The sequence below is a fragment of the Aeromicrobium sp. S22 genome (assembly GCF_009661045.1).
Classification (GTDB): domain Bacteria; phylum Actinomycetota; class Actinomycetes; order Propionibacteriales; family Nocardioidaceae; genus Aeromicrobium; species Aeromicrobium yanjiei.
The window spans coordinates 141,853-159,860 of record NZ_WJWV01000004.1; the positions used below are offsets into that span (position 1 = coordinate 141,853).

Consider the following 18,008-nt stretch of genomic DNA (forward strand, 5'->3'; position numbering starts at 1 on the left):
CTGCGCTGCGGCACTCAGTCGTCGCTGCTGGCGAGCCCGCGACGGGCCGACAGCAGGTCGAGCTCGGGCCGCCGGGAGACGAAGTCCTCGACCTTGTCCAGCACGTCGATCACGTGCTGGCTGTCCCCTGCGACGAGGCCCACGCCGATCCCGGCGCGCCGGTACAGGTCCAGGCTCCCGGTCTCGGACGCGGACACCGTGAACGTCCTTCGCAGGTCGGCGACCAACGGGCGTACGAGCGCCCGCTTCTCCTTCAGCGTGTGGACGTCACCCAGCAAGACGTCGAGCTCGACCCAGCCGATCCACATCAGTCGAAGAGCTCGGAGAGCCAGTGCTCCTTGCGCTTCTTGCGGTAGGGCTGCTGATCGCGCCGCCGGTCGTCGTAGCGGGGCTCGCTGTAGCTCGGCTCGCTGTAGCTCGGCTGGGCGCGCTGCGGAGGCGGCGGTGCCGTCTCGGACGCCGCGCGGTCGATGATCTTGTCGAGCTCGCCGCGGTCGAGCCAGACGCCTCGGCAGTCGGGGCAGTAGTCGATCTCGATGCCGGAACGCTCGCTCATCACGAGGGTGGCACCGTCGGTCGGACACTTCATGTGGGGTTCCTCCTTGTCTGTCCAACTGGATCGGGGCCCGCAGAGTTCCCGGACCCCCTGATCAGCTGCATGCGACGCACGTCACCGCGACGGGACGCGCCTCGAGCCGCTCGTGGGCGATCGGCCGTCCGCAGACCGTGCACACGCCGTACGTCCCTGCGTCGAGGCGTTCCAGCGCCTCGACGATGTCGGCGAGGTGCTTCTCGGCCTGTGCGACGAGGGCGCTGACCTGCGAGCGCTCGAAGGCGATCGTCGCACCCTCCGGATCATGCTCGTCGTCGGCATTGGAGCCCTCCGACGCGGCGATGATCCCGGCGACGTCCTGCTGCAGGAGAGCGAGCCTGGCTCGCGTGCTGGAGCGGTCGGCCTCGAGCCGTGACCTGGCGTCCATCGGGTCTCCTGGGTCGGTCGTGGGCCGGACGAAAAAGCCCCGGTTCGCATCTCTGCGTACCGGGGCCTCTCGCGCTGGTGCGGCATCAGGGACTCGAACCCCGAACCCGCTGATTAAGAGTCAGCTGCTCTGCCAATTGAGCTAATGCCGCGCGGGAAGAAACACTATCAGGGCACCTGCCGAAGCTTGTAATCGAGTACCGCATGAGCTGCGTTGTGGCCGCCGATCCCGCTCACCGCACCGCCTCTGCGAGCGCCGCTCCCGCACAGCAGGACGCGGGGATGGCGGGTCGCGACCCCCCATTTCTCCCCGGGGTGGCGGGCCTTCTCGTCCTCCTCGAGCCACGGCCACTGCAGGTCGCCGTGGAAGATGTGGCCGCCGGGCATGCCGAGCGCCGACTCGATCTGCGCGGGCGTCTTGTGCTCGACGCCGATGATGAGGGGCTCGATCGGCTCCGCGAGGTGCTCGTCGAGCGCCGCGATCACCTGGGCGTACGCGAGCTCCGCGGCCGCGTCGTCGGGCAGCACCTCGTACGGGGTGTGCAGGCCGAAGTAGGTGAGCGTCTGGGCCTCGGTCGCGGCGAGCTCGGGTCCGAGGATCGACCGGTCGGTCAGGGTGTGGCAGTAGAGCTCGCCGGCGGCGCGCTCGGGCAGCAGGCCGGAAGCGGCGCGGGTGTACGCGGCCTCGAGCTCGCTCATCGACTCGCCGACGTGGAACGTGCCGGCGAACGCGACCGCCGGGTCGATCCCGGACGTCAACCGTGGCAGGCGCGAGACCAGCAGGTTGATCTTGAACTGGGAGCCGGACGGCTTGGGCGGCGCGGGATCGCCGAGCAGGCGCGCCAGCACGTACGGGGCGACGCCGCTGAGCAGCCAGTCCGCGGTGACCGTGAAGCCCTCGCCGCGTGCGGTGACCCCGTCGTCGCGGGTCTCGATCGAGGTGACCTCGGCGTCCGTGCGGATGTCGACGCCAGTCTCCCGCGCGACCCGCTCGAGCTCGCCGGTCACGGCACCCATGCCGCCGACGGGGACCCGCCACTCGCCGGTGCCGTTCCCGATCAGGTGGTACAGGAAGCACCGGTTCTGGACCAGGGACCGGTCGTGCAGCGACGCGAACGTGCCGATCAGCGCGTCCGTGCCGACGACGCCGCGGACCAGGTCGTGGGAGAAGCGACGCTCGATCGCGGTGCCGATGGGCTCGTCGACCAGATCCGTCCAGATCGCCATCTCGACCTGGTCGCGGAGCTCCCCGATGTGCGGCAGGGGCGACAGCAGCGTGGGCGCGATGGCGTCGGCCACGGTCTCGACCTCGGCGTAGAAGCGCCGCCAGGCGTCCAGCTCCTCGTCCGAGCCGGTCACGGCGCGGAACGACTCCTCGGTGGCCGGTCCCGGCACGGTCTCGACCAGCAGGCCACCGCCCTCGTACGGGGAGTACGACGCGGTGTCCCGGGACCGCAGCTCGAGCCGCAGGCCCAGGTCGTCGATCAGCTGCTGGGGCATCAGGCTCACGAGGTAGGAGTAGCGCGACAACCGTGCGTCCACCCCCTCGAACGGTCGTGCGCTGACTGCGGCGCCACCGACGTGGGGCAGGCGCTCCAGCACCGTGACGTCCCGGCCCGCCCGTGCGAGATAGATCGAGGCGACCAGGGCGTTGTGCCCGCCTCCGACGATGACGACGTCCGTGGACGTCGAGTGGTCATCCGACATGCTTCAGGGCCTCTCTCCTGGTCAGTGCACTCATGGTGTCGGAGTGCGAGTCCACGAACGCGCGCACCCAGTCCGGGTCCACCCGGGGCATGGTCCCGCAGCGCCCAGCCGATCGCCTTGCGAAGGAAGAACCGGCCGTCGTCGAGACTGGGCTCGATCACCTCCGCCAGCAGCTCGACGTCGGTTCGCTCGCGTCGTCCGAGCTGGCTGATGATCGCGAGGCGCCGCAGCCACATGTCGTCATCGGTGCACCAGGCCCGCACGACGGCGGCCGTCTCGGTCGGGTGGGTGTCGTGCAGGGTCGCCACGTGGTGGGCCAGCTCGTCCACGTGATCCCACCAGGCCCCTGTCGTGGCCAGGTGGGCGTAGAGCGGCACGAGGTCGAGCTCGCCGGCCGCGATCGGTCGGCGCAGCAAGGAAGCGGCGGCGTAGCGCTCCTCGCGGAACGCCGCGTGGTCCCACAGCTCGCGGACAGCCCGGGTGAGGTCGTCGAGCGTCTGCGGGGGGTGCGCGCGAGCGGCAGCAGTGGTGACCCTGCGGACGGTCGGTCGTGGAACGCCGAGGAAGGGCATCGCCGACTTCATGTACGCCTGCATCTGCGGTGCGCGGACGGGATCGGCCGCACCGCGCAGCCCTGCCCTGATCGCGTCGACGAGGGCGGCTGCGCTCATGGGGAGATCGTACGGGACCGCTTGCAGGTAGTTGAATGTTGAACTACTCTGGTGTCTCGACCAAGGGAGAAGACCATGCCTGCTGTGAACGTGACCGACTGGACCGTCCTGCCCCGGGTGGCCCCGGGACCCACGCAGCGGGAGGACCGTGCGCCCCTCAGCGTCAGCACGGCTCCCGTCGGCTACGAGGGCGAGGGCTTCCCGGTGCGTCGCGCCTTCGCAGGCGTCGACCCGGCCCGGCTCGATCCGTTCATCCACATGGACCAGATGGGCGAGGTCGACTATGCGCCGGGGGAGCCCAAGGGGACGCCGTGGCACCCGCACCGCGGCTTCGAGACGGTGACCTACATGATCGACGGCGTCATGGACCACCAGGACACCCACGGGGGAGGCGGCTCGATCACCGACGGCGACACCCAGTGGATGACCGCCGGCAGCGGGCTGCTCCACATCGAGACGCCTCCCGAGTGGCTCGTCACCAGCGGCGGACTGTTCCACGGCCTGCAGCTGTGGGTCAACCTCCCGCGGGCCGACAAGTGGTTGCCGCCGCACTACCAGGACATCCGCGGCGGCGACGTGGGCCTGGCGTCCAGCCCGGATGCCGGTGCCCTGCTGCGGGTCATCGCGGGTGAGGTCGACGGCGTCTCGGGACCGGGCTCGACCCACACCCCGATGGCGATGGTGCACGCGACGCTCCTGCCGGGCGCGGAGATGACCGTCCCGTGGCGCACCGACTTCAACGCGCTGGTCTACGTCATGGCCGGATCCGGACACGTGGGGCGCGAGCGACGTCCGGTCCGGTCCGGACAGCTGGCCGTCCTCGGCCACGGCGAGACGATCACGGTCGGCGCCGACCAGCAGCAGGACGGCCGCACACCCGCCCTGGAGGTCGTCCTCCTCGGTGGGCTGCCGATCCGCGAGCCCATCGCCTGGGCCGGGCCGTTCGTCATGAACACCAAGGCCGAGGTCGTGCAGGCGTTCGAGGACTTCCGCAAGGGGCGTCTCGGCACCATCCCGACGGTTCCGCACGCGGACCTTCACGGGGAGATGCTGCAGGACTAGCGGGTCAGGCGTCTTCCCGCTCGACCGCGGGGCTGTGGTCGGAGGCGACCCCGCGGGCTGCGGCCTCGCTGACCGACTGTCCCAGCCACGCCGAGACCTCCCAGCCGAGCCTGCTCGAGCCCTCGACCACGACGATGCCGGTGTTGACGACGTAGTGCGTGCTGACGAACTCCAGGTCGACGTTGAGGGTCCGGGTGGCGCACCACGCGCGGATGATCGCCCCGTGGCTGACCAGCGCCACGGTGCCCACTCCCAAGGCCTCGGCCTCGGCGACGACCTCGTCGAACCGGGCGATGACCTCCTCGCCGGTCTCGGCGCCCGGCATGCGGACGTCCAGGTGCCCGCCGCACCAGGTCAGCAACGTCGAGACGTACTGGTGCACGGACTCCGCGTCGGTGTTGCCCTCGACGTCGCCGGCCGAGATCTCCCGCAGCCCCGGGCGGACGATCGGCTCGATGCCGCGGGCCGCGGCGAGGGGAGCGGCCGTCAGGTGCGTCCGCACCATCGACGAGACGAAGATGGCGTCGATCGTGTCGCCCGACAAGGCGTCGACGAGCTCTTCGGCCTGCTCCTGGCCGAGGTCGGTGAGTCCCGGCCCGGGGACCGTCGACTCGAGGACACCGGCGACGTTGGCGGGGGTCTGCCCGTGACGGATCAGGATGAGGCGCATGCCCTGAGCGTACGGATAGGGTCGGCGGCATGGCGAAGTATGTGGGCGCGATCGACCAGGGCACGACCAGCACACGGTTCATGATCTTCGACCACGACGGCCACGAGGTCGCTCGTCATCAGCTCGAGCACGAGCAGATCCTGCCGCGGGCCGGGTGGGTCGAGCACGATCCGCACGAGATCTGGGAGGCGACGCAGGACGTCGTCGAGGCTGCGCTCGGCCGCGCCGGCATCACGGCCGACGACCTGGTCGCGATCGGCGTCACCAACCAGCGCGAGACCACGGTCGTGTGGGACCGGCGCACGGGCGAGCCCTACTACAACGCGATCGTGTGGCAGGACACCCGCACGGACACCGTCGTCTCGGCGCTCGACAAGACCGATGCGGGACGGCTGATCCACGAGCGCGCCGGTCTGCCGCCCGCGCCCTACTTCGCGGGCAGCAAGATCCAGTGGATCCTGGGCAATGTCGACGGCGTCCGCTCCGACGCCGAGGCGGGGCACGCGATCTTCGGCACGATCGACAGCTGGCTCATCTGGTGGCTGACCGGCGGCCCCGACGGCGGTCTGCACATGACGGACGTGACCAACGCCAGCCGCACGATGCTGATGGACCTCGAGACGCTCGAGTGGGACGACGAGCTGCTCGCGCTGTTCGACGTCCCGCGGTCGATGCTTCCCGAGATCCGGTCCTCGTCGGAGGTGTACGGGACGACCACCGCTGACGGCCCGTTCGGCGGTGAGGTGTCCATCGCCGGCGACCTGGGCGACCAGCACGCAGCTCTTGTCGGCCAGGTGTGCTTCCAGCCCGGCGAGCTCAAGAACACCTACGGCACCGGCAACTTCCTGGTGCTGAACACCGGCACCGACATCGTCCGGTCCGACAACGGGCTCCTGACGACGCTGGCGTACAAGCTGGGCGATGCGCCGGCCGTGTACGCCCTGGAGGGCTCGATCGCCGTCACCGGCTCGGCGATCCAGTGGCTGCGCGACCAGCTGGGCCTCATCAAGGCCGCCGCCGAGACCGAGGGGTTGGCGGCGAGCGTGGACGACAACGGCGGCGTGTACTTCGTGCCGGCGTTCTCGGGCCTGTTCGCACCGTACTGGCGCTCCGACGCCCGCGGGGTCATCGTGGGCCTGTCGCGCTACAACACCGTCGCGCACATCGCGCGGGCCGCGCTGGAGGCGATCTGCTACCAGAGCCGTGACGTCGTCGACGCGATGATCGCCGACGCCGACCTGGACCTGGAGATCCTGCGGGTCGACGGGGGAGTGACCGCCAACGACCTGTGCATGCAGATCCAGGCCGACATCCTGGGCGTGCCGGTGAGCCGCCCCGTCGTGGCCGAGACGACGGCGCTCGGGGCCGCGTACGCCGCCGGGCTGGCGACGGGCTTCTGGTCCAGCACGGACGAGCTGGTCGCCAACTGGAACGAGTCGATGCGCTGGGAATCGACCTCGACGCAGGAGCAGCGCGACACCGGGCACGCCCAGTGGAAGAAGGCGGTCGACCGCACCCTGGGCTGGGTCGATCTCGGCTGACGCCTGTCCGTGGCCGGGCGTAGCCTGCGGAGATGAGACGCTACGTGGACGAGGACCTGCAGGGTGCGGAGCTGCGCGAGTGCAACCTGAACCGCACCCGGATGATCGGCGTGCAGATGCAGGGCGCGGTGATCGACGGGCTGGTGACCGACCTCGTGGTCAACGGCGTCGAGGTCACGCAGTACGTCGAGGCCGAGCTCGACCGTCGTCACCCGGTGCGCCTGCTCCTGCGCTCGGACGATGTGGCCGACCTGCGCCGAGGGTGGCAGCAGCTCGGCACCGACTGGGCGGCGACCGTGGCGCGCATGCGGCAGTCGCCCGGCATCGAGCACGAGAGCGTGAACGACGAGTGGTCGGCCGTGCAGACGCTGCGCCACCTGGTCTTCGTCCACGACTCGTGGTTCCGGCGCTGCTGCCTCGGCTCGACCGATCTGTTCACGCCGATGGGCCTGGGCATCGACTCGGTGCCAGACCGGGAGGAGCAAGGGCTCGACCCGTCGGTGGAGCCGACGCTCGACGAGGTGCTGGCGGTCCGCCACGAGCAGGCGGCAGAGCTCGAGCGCTGGCTGGACTCGGTGACGTCCGAGCAGCTCCGCGAGCCGGCACCGGTCCCCGACGACGACATGTGGCCGCCGTACGCACGGGGACGGTCGCTGCGGCAATGCTTCGGCACGGTGCTGGGCGAGGAGCTGCAGCACCACCGGTTCTGCGTGCGTGACCTCGACCTCATCGAGGGATCCGCCGCGGGCTGACCCGCCTCGTGCGCCGAACGCGGTTAGTCCGTTCGGCCCTGTACTGATTGACTGAGGCCATGCGTCCCGTCGCCCTCTCTCCCGAGAATCGCCAAGCGGCGCTCGACGCCATGGCGTCGACGCCGCTCGACATCCTGGTCATCGGCGGCGGGGTGGTCGGCGGCGGTGCCGCCCTCGACGCGGCGACCCGCGGGCTGAGCGTGGGTCTCGTCGAAGCGCGTGACTTCGCCTCCGGCACGTCGAGCCGCTCGAGCAAGCTCATGCACGGTGGCCTGCGGTACCTGGAGATGCTGGACTTCCGTCTCGTCGCCGAGGCGTTGAAGGAGCGCGGCCTGAGCCTGCAGAAGCTCGCGCCGCACCTCGTCCGCGAAGTCGGCTTCCTCTATCCATTGACCCATCGGGTCTGGGAGCGGTTCTACGCGGGCTCCGGCGTCGCGCTGTACGACGCGATGAGCAAGGCCTCCGGCTACGGCCAGGACGTGCCGCTGCACCGCCACCTCACGCGTCGCGGTGCCCGGCGGATGATGCCCGCGCTGCGCAAGGACGCCCTGGTCGGCGCGCTGCACTACTACGACGGCCAGGTCGACGACGCCCGTCACACGATGTTCCTGTCGCGGACCGCCGCGGCGTACGGGGCGCACGTCGCGAGCCGCACCCGCGTGATCGACCTGCTGCGCGAGGGCGACCGGGTCGTCGGTGCACGGGTCAAGGACCTGGAGTCGGGCGCCGAGTTCGACGTCCGGGCCCGCCAGGTCGTCAACGCGAGCGGCGTCTGGACCGACGAGACCCAGTCGTTCGCGGGGGAGCGGGGCCAGTTCCACGTCCGCGCGAGCAAGGGCGTGCACCTCGTGGTCCCGCGCGATCGCATCCGCGGCGAGTCCGGGCTGATCCTGCGCACCGAGAAGTCGGTGCTGTTCGTGATCCCGTGGGGACGGCACTGGATCATCGGGACGACCGACACCGACTGGTCGCTGTCCAAGGACCACCCGGCGGCGAGCCGCAGCGACATCGACTACCTGCTCGACCACGTCAACAGCGTCCTCGTCGAGCCCCTGACCCACGACGACGTCGAGGGCGTCTATGCGGGCCTGCGGCCCCTGCTGGCGGGCGAGGACGCGGCCACGAGCAAGCTGTCGCGCGAGCACGCCGTCGGCACCGCCGTGAAGGGCCTGGTCGTGATCGCGGGCGGCAAGTACACGACGTACCGCGTGATGGCCAAGGATGCAGTGGACGCAGCAGTGCACGGCCTGTCCACGCAGCTCGACCGGAACGCGCCGGCGTCCGTGACCGAGGACGTGCCCCTGCTCGGCGCGGAGGGCTATCGCGCGCTCTGGAACCAGCGGCACATGATCGCCGCCTCCAGCGGTCTCGGCGTGGGGCGCATCGAGCACCTGCTGCACCGCTACGGCTCGCTCATCGACGAGGTGCTCGACCTCGTCGCCGAGCGTCCCGATCTCGGCCGTCCGCTGACCGGGGCCGACGACTACCTGCGCGCCGAGATCGTCTACGCGGCCTCGCACGAGGGCGCCCGCCACCTCGACGACGCGATCGCCCGCCGCACCCGCATCTCGATCGAGACCTTCGACCGTGGCACCGCGTGCGCCGCCGAGGTCGCCGAGCTCATGGCCGGCGTGCTGGGCTGGACGGACGCCCAACGGGACAATGAGGTCGACCACTACCTCAAGCGAGTGGCGGCCGAGAGGGAGAGCCAGACCATGCCAGATGACGAGACCGCCGACGCCGCCCGCATGGGTGCCGAGGACGTCGTGCCGGTGTCGACCCGCACCACCGAGGAGAGCGCTTCATGACCGAGCAGGAGGTCATCGCGGACTACGACGTCCGCTCGCCCGCCTCGCGGACGCTGCTGACCGTCATCGGGACCATCGTGTTCGTGCTGGTGGCCGGAGGGCTCGTCCTGGGCGCGTCCGTCCTGATGCGCGACACCAAGGTCTCGACGAGCGTGGTCGAGATCGGCGAATCGGCCCAGATCGTCGTCGACGCCGGCTCGGCCGACGTGCGCATCGTGCAGGGCAAGCCGGACGTCGTGCACGTCGAGGCGCGCGTCACGAGCGGTCTTCGCAAGACGGACTACGAGATCGGCCGCCTCGGCGACGACATCAGGATCGCCTCCGGCTGCCAGGCCTGGTTCAACCCCGGCTGCGGTGTCGAGACCACGATCGAGATCCCCAAGGGCTTCCCCGTCGTGGTCAAGACCAGCTCGGGCGACGTCGTGGCCGACACGATCGAGGAGGGCGTGCTGACGGTGCGAACCGGCAGCGGCAACATCTCCGGCACCGCGCTGGACGTCGACGAGCTCGCCGCGGACACCGTGACGGGCGACATCTCGGCGGACTTCCGCACCCAGCCGTTCGCGTTGAAGGCCAGCACCCGCAGCGGCGACATCTCCGCGTCGATCCCGCAGGGCGATCGCACGTACGGCGTCGAGGCGACGTCCCTGTCGGGAAAGGTCTCGTCCAAGATCGCCTCCGACGAGGACGGCAAGGGCTTCATCCGCGCGACCACCCGCAGCGGCGACATCTCGCTGCGCCACAAGTGAGCGCTTCGCCCCCGTGACACGGCAAGACCCCCGGACCGAGGTCACGGGGGTCTTCGTGGGGTGGACGACGGGACTTGAACCCGCGGCCACCGGCACCACAAGCCGGTGCTCTACCAACTGAGCTACGCCCACCACGCGTGCCGGGCATGCGCCCGGCACGGCGTTGAGAAGTCTAACGCAGGTCGTGCGGTGCCGTGGACCGGGTCAGGCTCGACCCGTCACCGAGCCCGACACCTCGGCCGCAATCGCCTTCGCAGTGTCCGAGTCGATGCCCGGCTCGGGGGTGAAGACCGCGCGACGGTAGTAGCGCAGCTCCTCGATGCTCTCCTGGATGTCGACGAGCGCCCGGTGCTCACCACCCTTGGCCGGAGCGGCGAAGTAGGCCCGGGGGAACCACTGGCGCGAGAGCTCCTTGATCGAGGAGACGTCGATGACGCGGTAGTGCAGCCAGCCCTCGAGCTCGGCCATGTCCCGGGCCAGGAACGTGCGGTCGGTGCCGATCGTGTTGCCGGCCATGGGTGCCTTGCGGGGCTCCTTGACGAACTCGCGGACGTACGTGAGGACCTGCTCCTCGGCCTCGCGCAGGCTGAGGCCCGCCTCGAGCTCGGTGATGAGGCCCGACGTCGTGTGCATCTGCGTCACGAAGTCGTTCATCTGGTCGAGGGCGGCCTGCGGCGGCTTGATCACCAGGTCCACGCCGTCGCCGAGGACGTTGAGGTCGTAGTCGGTGACCAGGGCCGCCACCTCGACCAGCGCATCGGTCTCCAAGGAGAGCCCGGTCATCTCACAGTCGATCCACACCAGCTTGTCATTCACGTTCCGCACACTACTGCGAGGTGCGGCAGGGGGCCGAGCACGGCCCGGTACGCTCGTATGGAACCTTCCACGACCGTGCCGCGTTGGTCAGTGTGGTGACCGGCGGGACGTCGTGTGCGTCCCCACCCGAACAGAGGTCGCGATCGACGCGACAGACAGACGAAGGAACGACATGGCGAACGATCGACAGGAACGGGCTGCGCGCGCAGAGCAGATGCGCAAGGAGCGGGAGAAGGCCGACCGCAAGCAGCGCAACCTCATCACGGTGGGCATCGTGGTGATCGTCATTGCCCTCATCGCCGTGGCGGGTGTCGCCATCAAGAGCACCAGCGACGACCGCAAGAAGAACGAGACGCTGGTCGAGCCCGCCAACGCCAACAAGGACTACGGCATCGTCTACACCCAGAAGGACGCGACGGGCAAGGCCCCGGCCGCGGACGCCGCCAAGCCGGTCCGGGTGACCGTCTACGAGGACTTCCTGTGCCCCGGCTGCGGTGCCCTCGAGCAGACCGCCGGCTCGTTCCTGAGCCAGCAGGTCGCGGACGGCAACATCGAGATCGAGTACCGCCCCTATGCGTTCTTGACGCAGCAGAGCACGAACGAGTACTCGCAGCGCGCCTGGAACGCCGCGGTCTGCGTCGCCGACAAGGGCGGTCCCAAGGCGTTCAAGGCCTTCCACGACATCTTGTTCGCGAACCAGCCGCAGGAGGGTGGCCCCGGTCCCGACGACGATCAGCTGATCGCGTGGGCCAAGGAAGCCGGCGTCACCGGCATCGACAGCTGCGTGACCAAGCAGACCTTCACCCCGTGGGTCGAGGACGCCCTCGAGCAGGGCAAGGACGACGGTGTCTCCGGCACCCCGACCGTGCGCGTCGACGGCAAGGACGTCAGCGGCAAGGACAACACGATCCCGACCGTCGCCGACATCCAGAAGGCGATCGACGCGGCCAAGAAGTCCTAGGCCGCCAGGGTCCATCCGCACGCAGCCGCCGCAACGCCCAGCACCAGCATCACCGAGGCGTTGACGGCGGCTGCTGCGTACCTGCGGTCGATCGCGAGCTGGACGGTGTCTGTGCTCGCGGTGCTGAACGTGGTGTAGCCGCCGAGGAAGCCCGTGCCGAGGATCGTCAGCCAGGTGCTGTCGGTCGCGAGCCCCACGAGCAGGCCGAGTGCGAACGAGCCGGTGACGTTGATGACCAGCGTCGCCCACGGGAGCCGATGCGAGGTGCGGGGGGTGATCCAGGCGCCGACCGACCAGCGGGCGCCGGCGCCGAGACCTCCCGCGAGGGCCATGAGCAGGGTCGTCATCGCACCGTCGCCCGTGCCGCAGCGATGCCGGCTCCGGCCGCGACGAGCCCCGCCACGACCGACCCCACGGCGTACGTCAGCCCGAGCGCGACGTGGTCGCCGCGCAGCAGGGCGTGCGTCTGGACGGCGAGGGCGCTGTACGTCGTGAAGCCGCCGAGGAAGCCTGTGCCCGCGAGCAGACGCAGGGTGCGCCCGGACCCCCTGTCGTCGCCGCGCAGGATGAGAGCGGCGAGCAGGGCGCCCAGGACGAACGAGCCGGCAACGTTGACCGCGAACGTCCCGGCCGGGAACAGCTGTCCGTCGTCGAGCCGGTCGGTGACGGCGAACCGGGTCAACGTCCCCGCCGCCCCCCCGAGTGCGACCAGCGCGAACGATCTCACGCGTCCATCAGACCACGCAGGAGGGTGAGGGCGATCGCCACCATGACGATCGCGATCACCCCGTCGAGCACGCGCCACGCGCCGGGCCGGGCGAAGACGGGTCGGAGCAACCGTGCTCCGTAGCCGAGGGTCGTGAACCAGACGAGGCTGCCGGTGGTCGCGCCGAGGCCGAACCACCAGCGGTCGTCCCCGTGGGTCCCCGCCACGGAGCCCAGCAGCACCACGGTGTCGAGGTAGACGTGCGGGTTGAGCCACGTCAGCGCCGCGGTCGTGCCGACCACCTGCCACAGGGGAGTGGCCGAGCCGGCGTCCTCGGCGGCGAGCGCGGCGGGCCGCCAGGCACGCCGGGCGGCGAGCGCGGCGTACGTCAGCAGGAAGGCCGCGCCACCGACGCGCATCACGTCCACCAGCCACGGGGCGAGGTCGAGCAGCGAGCCGAGGCCGCCGATCCCGAGAAGGATCAGAAAGGCGTCCGAGAGGGCGCAGACCGCCACCACGGCCAGCACGTGCTCGCGGCGAAGGCCCTGTCGCAGGACGTACGCGTTCTGGGCACCGATCGCGATGATCAGGGAGAGCCCGAAGCCGAATCCGGAGGCAGCGGCAACGAGTGCGGGGGAGTTCACGGGGTCGACGCTAGGGGGCGGTGGTGCTGAAGTCCAACGAATGTTTCTGAAGTTCCATTAGCATTGCTTCACATGGACCTGGCCCAGCTGGAGGCGCTCGCCGCGGTCGTCGACGAGGGATCGTTCGACGCCGCCGCGGGTGCGCTGCACCTCACCCCGTCGGCGGTCAGCCAGCGCATCAAGGCGCTCGAGGCGTCCGCCGGCCAGGTCCTCGTGCGACGGACCCGACCGGCAGCCGCGACCGACGCCGGAGCGGCGTACGTGCGGCTCGCCCGTCAGGTCGCCGCGCTGGTGCACGAGACCCAGGCCCGGGTCGGGGTCGACTCGGTCGTCACGGTGCCGATCGCGGTCAACGCGGACTCGATGGCCACGTGGCTGCTGCCGGCGCTCGCGACCTTGCCGCCCACCGTGTCGTTCGACCTGCGCCGCGACGACCAGGCCCACACCGCCGACCTCCTGCGCTCGGGCAGCGTGATGGGTGCGATCACCTCGGACGCCCAACCCGTGCAGGGCTGCCGCTCAGAGCGGCTCGGTGCGATGCGCTACCGACCGATGGCCACCCCCGGACTGGTCGAGCAGTGGTTCGCCGGTGGCGTCGACGCCGCCTCGCTGGCGCGTGCGCCGATGGTCGTGTTCGACCGCCGTGACGACCTGCAGGACCAGTACCTCCGACGTCGATCGCGGTCGCGGCTGTCGCCGCCGCGGCACCACGTCCCGGCCACGGCCGACTTCGCCCAGGCGGTGCTCCTCGGCCTCGGGTGGGGGATGCTGCCCGACGAGCAGAGCCTGGAGCCCGAGCGGCAGGGGAGCCTCGTCGAGCTCGACCCAGGTCAGCACGTCGACGTCGCGCTGCACTGGCAGCAGTGGACGTTGCACACCCCCGCCCTCGATGCCGTGGCCGATGCGATCCGGGAGGCGGCTGCTCGGCAGCTGCGCTGAGGCGCGGTGCGTACGCCACCGTTCGGGGCTCGATCGAGCCTCGAACGGTGGAGGATCCACCGCGCCGACGTCATACGGTGGAGGATCCACCGCGCCGCGTGCAGCTGGGAATCATTCCCACCTGGCCGTGGTTGAGCATCGTGCACGGGCACTCCGTGCTGGATCGAAGGAGATCTCCCATGGCACGCAAGAGCAACGACGTCCGACCCGTCGTTACGCTGCGCTCGACCGCCGGCACCGGTTCGAGCTACGTCACGCGCAAGAACCGCCGCAACGATCCCGACCGCCTGGTTCTGCGCAAGTTCGACCCGGTGCTGCGCCAGCACGTCGAGTTCCGCGAGACGCGCTGATCCGTCGGCCGGGAGGCCGGATCGACGCCGTCAGGCAGGCACGCTCCCGGCGCCGCGGCGCAGCATCGCGGCGCCGGTCGGCGACAGCGGTTCGAGGGTGTCCGCCATCAGCTCGGCCGTGGTGATGATGGTCGACGCGGGCACGTCCTCTCGCAGGAGATCGCACAACCAGGTGAGAAGGTGCTGCACGATGCTCGGGTCGTCGGTCAGCACGGCAGCGGCCGTGTGACGCAGGATCCACACGAGGTCCTCCCGTGTGCGGGCGTGCTGATACGCCGTCATGCTGGACAGCTCCGGGAAGGCGGCCATCATCCGGTCCTGCGCGGCGCTGACGGTGGCCTCGTCGGGAGCGTCGAGCATGAGGATCTCGGCGCTCACGTCGCGACTGCGACCCGTGAGTGCCGGTGGCGTCCCGAGGATCAGCTCGGCGTCGTGCGCCCAGCGGTCGGCGCCGATCGCGTCCGCCCGACGGGAGCTGTCGCCGAACGCGCGCCCACCGGCGATCACCGGAACTCCCGCGTCGTGTGCGGCCGCGACGCAGCCGGCGGCGCCGATGAGGTTGGTGGGCATCGTGCAGGACAGCGCCAGGACGTCGATGTCGCCGGCAGACAGACGTCGGTGCAGGTGCCGGACCGGCATGGAGGGTCCGAGCATGGTGACCCGCACCCGGCCCGTGGCGCCGGCGATGGCAGCCGCCATCCGGGCCGGCATGCTGTGCCACTCGCCCTCGGCACACGCCACCGCGACATGGTGCGTGGGTGCCTCCGACCGGGGCGTCGCGGCGTACGTCAGGGCGGAGAGCGCACTGTCGGTGACCGACGTGGCCACGTGCTCATCCGCCACGGACCACCGCCCTGTCTCCCAGAGCCGACCGGTGCGGACCTGGGCCGGTCCGAGGACGTGCTTGATGATCTCGATCATCGGCGCGCCCTCGTCCAGGAGCCCCACGACCAGGTCGCTCGCCGCCCGGGGATCGAAGGCGTCGACCGCGCGCACGTACTGATCGGCCGATGCGGTGAGGCTCTTCATGTGGTCACGCCTTCCGCGTCGTCGTCGACGCGCACGGTGCGATCACGGCCGTGCGTCTTGCCGTCGTACATCGCGGCGTCGGCCCGCTGCAGGGCCGCCCGGCCGCCGCGCTCGTCCACCTCCGCGACGCCGATCGTGAGTCCGATCAGCGCAGCGGTCCGGGGCCGCTCGACCTCCCACTGGTGCCGCATCCGGTCGCACGTGGCCGCGAGACGCGCCGCATCCTGCCTGGGTGCCAGGGCCACGAACTCGTCGCCGCCGTAGCGGCCGCAGACACCGTCCGCGCCAAAGGTGCGAAGCAGCAAGGCGCCGAAGGCCCGCAGCGCTGCGTCGCCTGCGGCGTGGCCGTGCGTGTCGTTCGCTGCCTTGAAGTGGTCGAGGTCGATCAGGCACACGCTGTCGCCCGGCACCGCCCGCGACAGGCGGCGCATCCAGGCGCGGCGGGTCAGGACACCGGTCAGGTGATCGTGGGTGGCCTCCTCGTCGCGGCGCTGCTGGGCCTGCAGGCGCGAGATCACGAGCCGTGCCGCCTCGAGGAAGTCCGGCAGGATCGCGCCGAGGCGCATCGCCGCGACGCTGACGGGATCGGCGAACGGCAGGACGGGCTCGGACAGGCCGAGGGAAACGTCCACCGGGACGGTCATGGCCGGGTCGGCGTACCGGGCGACGACCAGGGCGCCGCCGAGGTCGTGGACCAACGTGGACACGATGGCGCCTACCTCGTCCGCGGACTGGGCTCTCAACAGGGCCTGGGTGGCCGCGAGCTCTGCGCCGACCGCCGAGGTGTCCTGCGAGTTCGTACCCGGAGGATATGCGCGACCGCTGTCGTGCCGCGCGTGCGCAGGTCGCGCTGCCGCGACGGACGGCGGGACGAGGTGGTCGTGACCGCGTCGTCCCCGCTCCTCGGTCATCGCGTCACCATCTTCTTCTCGTCCTTGCCTCGCTTGCCTCGGCGATCCGTGCTCTTCGTGGCCCTACCGAGGGCGGGGGAACCCTTTCGCAGCTCGCGATGGCCTCGGGCAGGCGTTCGAGAGGCACCGGCGCCGACCAGAGGTAGCCCTGTCCTTGGTGGCACCCGATGGCGCGGAGAAAGGCGTACTGCTCGACGGTCTCCACGCCCTCGACGATCGTGGTGGCGTTCACGGACGAGGCCAGGTGGACGACGCTCGTGCAGATCGCCTCGTCATCGACGAGGCGTCCGATGCCTGCCACGAACTCGCGGTCGATCTTGATCGTGTCGATCGGGTAGCGGCGCAGGGAGTGCAGTGAGCTGTAGCCGGTGCCGAAGTCGTCGATCGCGACCCTGACCCCCAGGTCCGCCAGCGCCTCGAGCGTGCGGACGACGACGTCCTCGTCCTGGACGAGGGCTGACTCGGTCACCTCGATCATGAGTCGACCCGGTCGGATGCCGGCGCGTGCGAGCGCCTCCTGCACGGTGGTGACCGTCCGCTGGTCGAGCTGCAGCACCGAGAAATTGACAGCGATGTCGAGCTCGCGCCCCTCGTGGGTCAGGGCGCCGGCGTCCTGGATGGCCTGATCCAGGACCCAGTCACCGAGCTGGCGGATGAGTCCCATCCTCTCCGCCAGAGCGATGAACTGGCTCGGGGGCACCTCACCCAGCACGGGGTGGTGCCATCGCGCGAGCGCCTCGACCGCGACGACCTGCCCGGTCGTGAGGTCGACGACCGGCTGGTAGTGCAGGACGATCTGGTCGGAGGCCTCGGTCACTCCGGCCCGCAGCTCGGTCTCCATCATCGTGCGGTGCTGGGCGGCCTCCCTCAGCTCCGGCGTGAACACCACGACGGTCCCCGCGCCTCGGGCCCTGGCCTCGGTCAGGGCCAGGGCGGCCGAGCACAGGGTTCGCTCCGGGCCCCAGCCCGGTGCGTGTCGTACGACCCCGACGCTGGCCGAGACCTGGACGGGCAGGGCAGGTGGGCCGAAAGGTCGTTCCAACGTCCTGACGAGCCCCTCGCCGAGCTCGGCCACCTCCGCAGGACCCGCACCGTCGAGGTCGCGCCACAGCACCATGAGCTCGCCGTCGGAGGTGCGGCCCACGGTGTCGCCAGGCCGTAGATGGGCCAGGAGCCGGTCGGTCACCTCGCGAAGGACGCCGTCCCCCGGAGGGTGCTGCAGCTGGTCGTCGCCGCGTGCGTGGCTCGAGAGATCGAGGTGCGCCACCGCGACACCGAGCCCGTCGCGCTCGGCATCGGCGATCGCCCGCCCCAGCAGATCCGCCAGCGCCGCGTGCTCCTCCACTTTGTCCTCTGCTGGGTCCAGTCGCGCCCAGAGGTCCACGTGACCGGCGGGGGCGCCACTCGCGATCATGAGCGACGTCTCGGGCTGCGCGGTCCGCAACGCGCCGGTGAGCTCCACGTCCGGGACGGTCTGCAACCCGTCCACGACGATGACGTCGAAGCGCTCGGCGGACAGCCGTGACAGGGCCGCCGGCAGGCCGAGCTCGACCTCCAGCTCGAGGTCGGCAGGGGCAAGACGTTCGCCGAGCACGACCTGCACCAGGTCCGCATCGGTCGAGCGGTTCGCGACGACCAGCACCCGCAGGGGTGCGCTCACGGCCTCTGGCGACGCCGCGTGCCTGCCATCGCGCCCTTCGAGGGCCCAGGCGA

Annotated in this window: 21 protein-coding genes, 2 tRNA genes and 1 pseudogene; 8 read left to right on the top strand and 16 right to left on the bottom strand. The window is 70.6% G+C overall.

Annotated features, from left to right (window positions below; translation table 11 throughout):
• Positions 1-14 precede the first annotated feature (14 nt).
• From GEV27_RS16785 to GEV27_RS16810, 7 genes and pseudogenes are all read right to left on the bottom strand, one after another.
• A complete protein-coding gene (locus GEV27_RS16785) occupies positions 15-308 on the bottom strand; it encodes a DUF503 domain-containing protein (protein WP_153935143.1) in 294 nt (97 codons plus the stop codon).
• Positions 308-589 carry a zf-TFIIB domain-containing protein gene (locus tag GEV27_RS16790; protein WP_153652013.1) on the bottom strand — a complete coding sequence of 94 codons (282 nt, stop codon included), beginning with the start codon at positions 587-589 and terminating at the stop codon, positions 308-310. Before GEV27_RS16790 ends, GEV27_RS16785 begins: the two co-directional genes overlap by 1 nt.
• A gap of 61 nt (positions 590-650) precedes the next feature.
• A complete protein-coding gene (locus GEV27_RS16795; RefSeq protein WP_153911709.1) occupies positions 651-980 on the bottom strand; it encodes a TraR/DksA C4-type zinc finger protein in 330 nt (109 codons plus the stop codon).
• Between the two features lie 75 nt (positions 981-1,055).
• A tRNA-Lys gene (locus GEV27_RS16800) sits at positions 1,056-1,131 on the bottom strand.
• A gap of 16 nt (positions 1,132-1,147) precedes the next feature.
• On the bottom strand, positions 1,148-2,686 hold the full coding sequence (locus GEV27_RS16805) for an NAD(P)/FAD-dependent oxidoreductase (protein ID WP_153935144.1): 1,539 nt from the start codon (positions 2,684-2,686) through the stop codon (positions 1,148-1,150).
• Positions 2,676-2,777, bottom strand: a complete 102-nt coding sequence (locus tag GEV27_RS18340; protein WP_375335597.1) for a DNA alkylation repair protein — start codon at positions 2,775-2,777, stop codon at positions 2,676-2,678. Before GEV27_RS18340 ends, GEV27_RS16805 begins: the two co-directional genes overlap by 11 nt.
• Before the next feature lie 58 nt (positions 2,778-2,835).
• A pseudogene (locus tag GEV27_RS16810) lies at positions 2,836-3,357 on the bottom strand (DNA alkylation repair protein); the annotation flags it as partial.
• 75 nt (positions 3,358-3,432) lie between these two features.
• On the opposite strand from GEV27_RS16810, the gene GEV27_RS16815 reads away from it, so the two are divergent.
• Complete coding sequence (locus GEV27_RS16815) at positions 3,433-4,419, top strand: pirin family protein (RefSeq protein WP_153911706.1); 987 nt, start codon at positions 3,433-3,435, stop codon at positions 4,417-4,419.
• Positions 4,420-4,423: 4 nt separating this feature from the next.
• Here the strand turns inward: GEV27_RS16815 and GEV27_RS16820 are convergent, their stop codons facing one another.
• Positions 4,424-5,089 (bottom strand): histidine phosphatase family protein, encoded by a 666-nt coding sequence (locus tag GEV27_RS16820; protein ID WP_153652018.1) that lies wholly within the window; start codon positions 5,087-5,089, stop codon positions 4,424-4,426.
• A gap of 29 nt (positions 5,090-5,118) precedes the next feature.
• Between GEV27_RS16820 and glpK the strand changes: the two genes are divergently transcribed.
• Genes glpK through GEV27_RS16840 form a run of 4 tightly spaced genes read left to right on the top strand, consistent with a single transcriptional unit; the run spans position 5,119 to position 9,939 of the window.
• On the top strand, positions 5,119-6,630 hold the full coding sequence (glpK, locus tag GEV27_RS16825; RefSeq protein ID WP_153911704.1) for a glycerol kinase GlpK: 1,512 nt from the start codon (positions 5,119-5,121) through the stop codon (positions 6,628-6,630).
• Positions 6,631-6,662: 32 nt separating this feature from the next.
• Positions 6,663-7,382, top strand: a complete 720-nt coding sequence (locus tag GEV27_RS16830) for a DinB family protein (RefSeq protein ID WP_153935145.1) — start codon at positions 6,663-6,665, stop codon at positions 7,380-7,382.
• A 59-nt stretch (positions 7,383-7,441) separates the two neighbouring features.
• The gene (locus GEV27_RS16835; RefSeq protein ID WP_153935146.1) at positions 7,442-9,190 is read left to right on the top strand and encodes a glycerol-3-phosphate dehydrogenase/oxidase; all 1,749 of its coding nucleotides are present in this window, start codon (positions 7,442-7,444) and stop codon (positions 9,188-9,190) included.
• The gene (locus GEV27_RS16840) at positions 9,187-9,939 is read left to right on the top strand and encodes a DUF4097 family beta strand repeat-containing protein (RefSeq protein WP_153935147.1); all 753 of its coding nucleotides are present in this window, start codon (positions 9,187-9,189) and stop codon (positions 9,937-9,939) included. Before GEV27_RS16835 ends, GEV27_RS16840 begins: the two co-directional genes overlap by 4 nt.
• A 56-nt stretch (positions 9,940-9,995) precedes the next feature.
• Here the strand turns inward: GEV27_RS16840 and GEV27_RS16845 are convergent.
• Both GEV27_RS16845 and orn read right to left on the bottom strand, forming a co-directional pair.
• Positions 9,996-10,071 (bottom strand) — tRNA-His (locus GEV27_RS16845).
• Positions 10,072-10,143: 72 nt separating this feature from the next.
• A complete protein-coding gene (gene orn, locus GEV27_RS16850) occupies positions 10,144-10,755 on the bottom strand; it encodes an oligoribonuclease (RefSeq protein WP_153652023.1) in 612 nt (203 codons plus the stop codon).
• A gap of 172 nt (positions 10,756-10,927) precedes the next feature.
• On the opposite strand from orn, the gene GEV27_RS16855 reads away from it, so the two are divergent.
• Positions 10,928-11,716: a thioredoxin domain-containing protein gene (locus GEV27_RS16855; RefSeq protein WP_153652024.1), complete on the top strand. Its 789-nt coding sequence runs from the start codon at positions 10,928-10,930 to the stop codon at positions 11,714-11,716.
• Here GEV27_RS16855 and crcB read toward each other — a convergent pair.
• Genes crcB through GEV27_RS16870 form a run of 3 tightly spaced genes read right to left on the bottom strand, consistent with a single transcriptional unit; the run spans position 11,713 to position 13,066 of the window.
• Positions 11,713-12,063, bottom strand: coding sequence for a fluoride efflux transporter CrcB (gene crcB, locus GEV27_RS16860; protein WP_153935148.1), 351 nt, complete (start codon positions 12,061-12,063; stop codon positions 11,713-11,715). The genes GEV27_RS16855 and crcB overlap by 4 nt on opposite strands.
• Positions 12,060-12,443: a CrcB family protein gene (locus tag GEV27_RS16865; protein ID WP_309222336.1), complete on the bottom strand. Its 384-nt coding sequence runs from the start codon at positions 12,441-12,443 to the stop codon at positions 12,060-12,062. The genes crcB and GEV27_RS16865 overlap by 4 nt, the downstream gene beginning before the upstream one ends.
• Positions 12,440-13,066, bottom strand: a complete 627-nt coding sequence (locus GEV27_RS16870; RefSeq protein ID WP_153652027.1) for a LysE/ArgO family amino acid transporter — start codon at positions 13,064-13,066, stop codon at positions 12,440-12,442. Before GEV27_RS16870 ends, GEV27_RS16865 begins: the two co-directional genes overlap by 4 nt.
• A 72-nt stretch (positions 13,067-13,138) precedes the next feature.
• Here GEV27_RS16870 and GEV27_RS16875 point away from each other — a divergent pair, with 72 nt between their 5' ends.
• Together GEV27_RS16875 and rpmG are read left to right on the top strand one after the other, a co-directional pair.
• Positions 13,139-14,005, top strand: a complete 867-nt coding sequence (locus tag GEV27_RS16875; RefSeq protein ID WP_153911699.1) for a LysR family transcriptional regulator ArgP — start codon at positions 13,139-13,141, stop codon at positions 14,003-14,005.
• 179 nt (positions 14,006-14,184) lie between these two features.
• Complete coding sequence (gene rpmG, locus GEV27_RS16880; RefSeq protein ID WP_153652029.1) at positions 14,185-14,355, top strand: 50S ribosomal protein L33; 171 nt, start codon at positions 14,185-14,187, stop codon at positions 14,353-14,355.
• A 30-nt stretch (positions 14,356-14,385) separates the two neighbouring features.
• Here the strand turns inward: rpmG and GEV27_RS16885 are convergent, their stop codons facing one another.
• The 3 genes from GEV27_RS16885 to GEV27_RS16895 are packed head-to-tail and all read right to left on the bottom strand — an operon-like array spanning position 14,386 to position 17,955.
• The gene (locus GEV27_RS16885; protein ID WP_153935149.1) at positions 14,386-15,384 is read right to left on the bottom strand and encodes a B12-binding domain-containing protein; all 999 of its coding nucleotides are present in this window, start codon (positions 15,382-15,384) and stop codon (positions 14,386-14,388) included.
• Positions 15,381-16,295 (bottom strand): GGDEF domain-containing protein, encoded by a 915-nt coding sequence (locus GEV27_RS16890; RefSeq protein WP_153935150.1) that lies wholly within the window; start codon positions 16,293-16,295, stop codon positions 15,381-15,383. Before GEV27_RS16890 ends, GEV27_RS16885 begins: the two co-directional genes overlap by 4 nt.
• Positions 16,296-16,299: 4 nt before the next feature.
• The gene (locus GEV27_RS16895) at positions 16,300-17,955 is read right to left on the bottom strand and encodes a bifunctional diguanylate cyclase/phosphodiesterase (protein WP_194944241.1); all 1,656 of its coding nucleotides are present in this window, start codon (positions 17,953-17,955) and stop codon (positions 16,300-16,302) included.
• Positions 17,956-18,008: the final 53 nt, after the last annotated feature.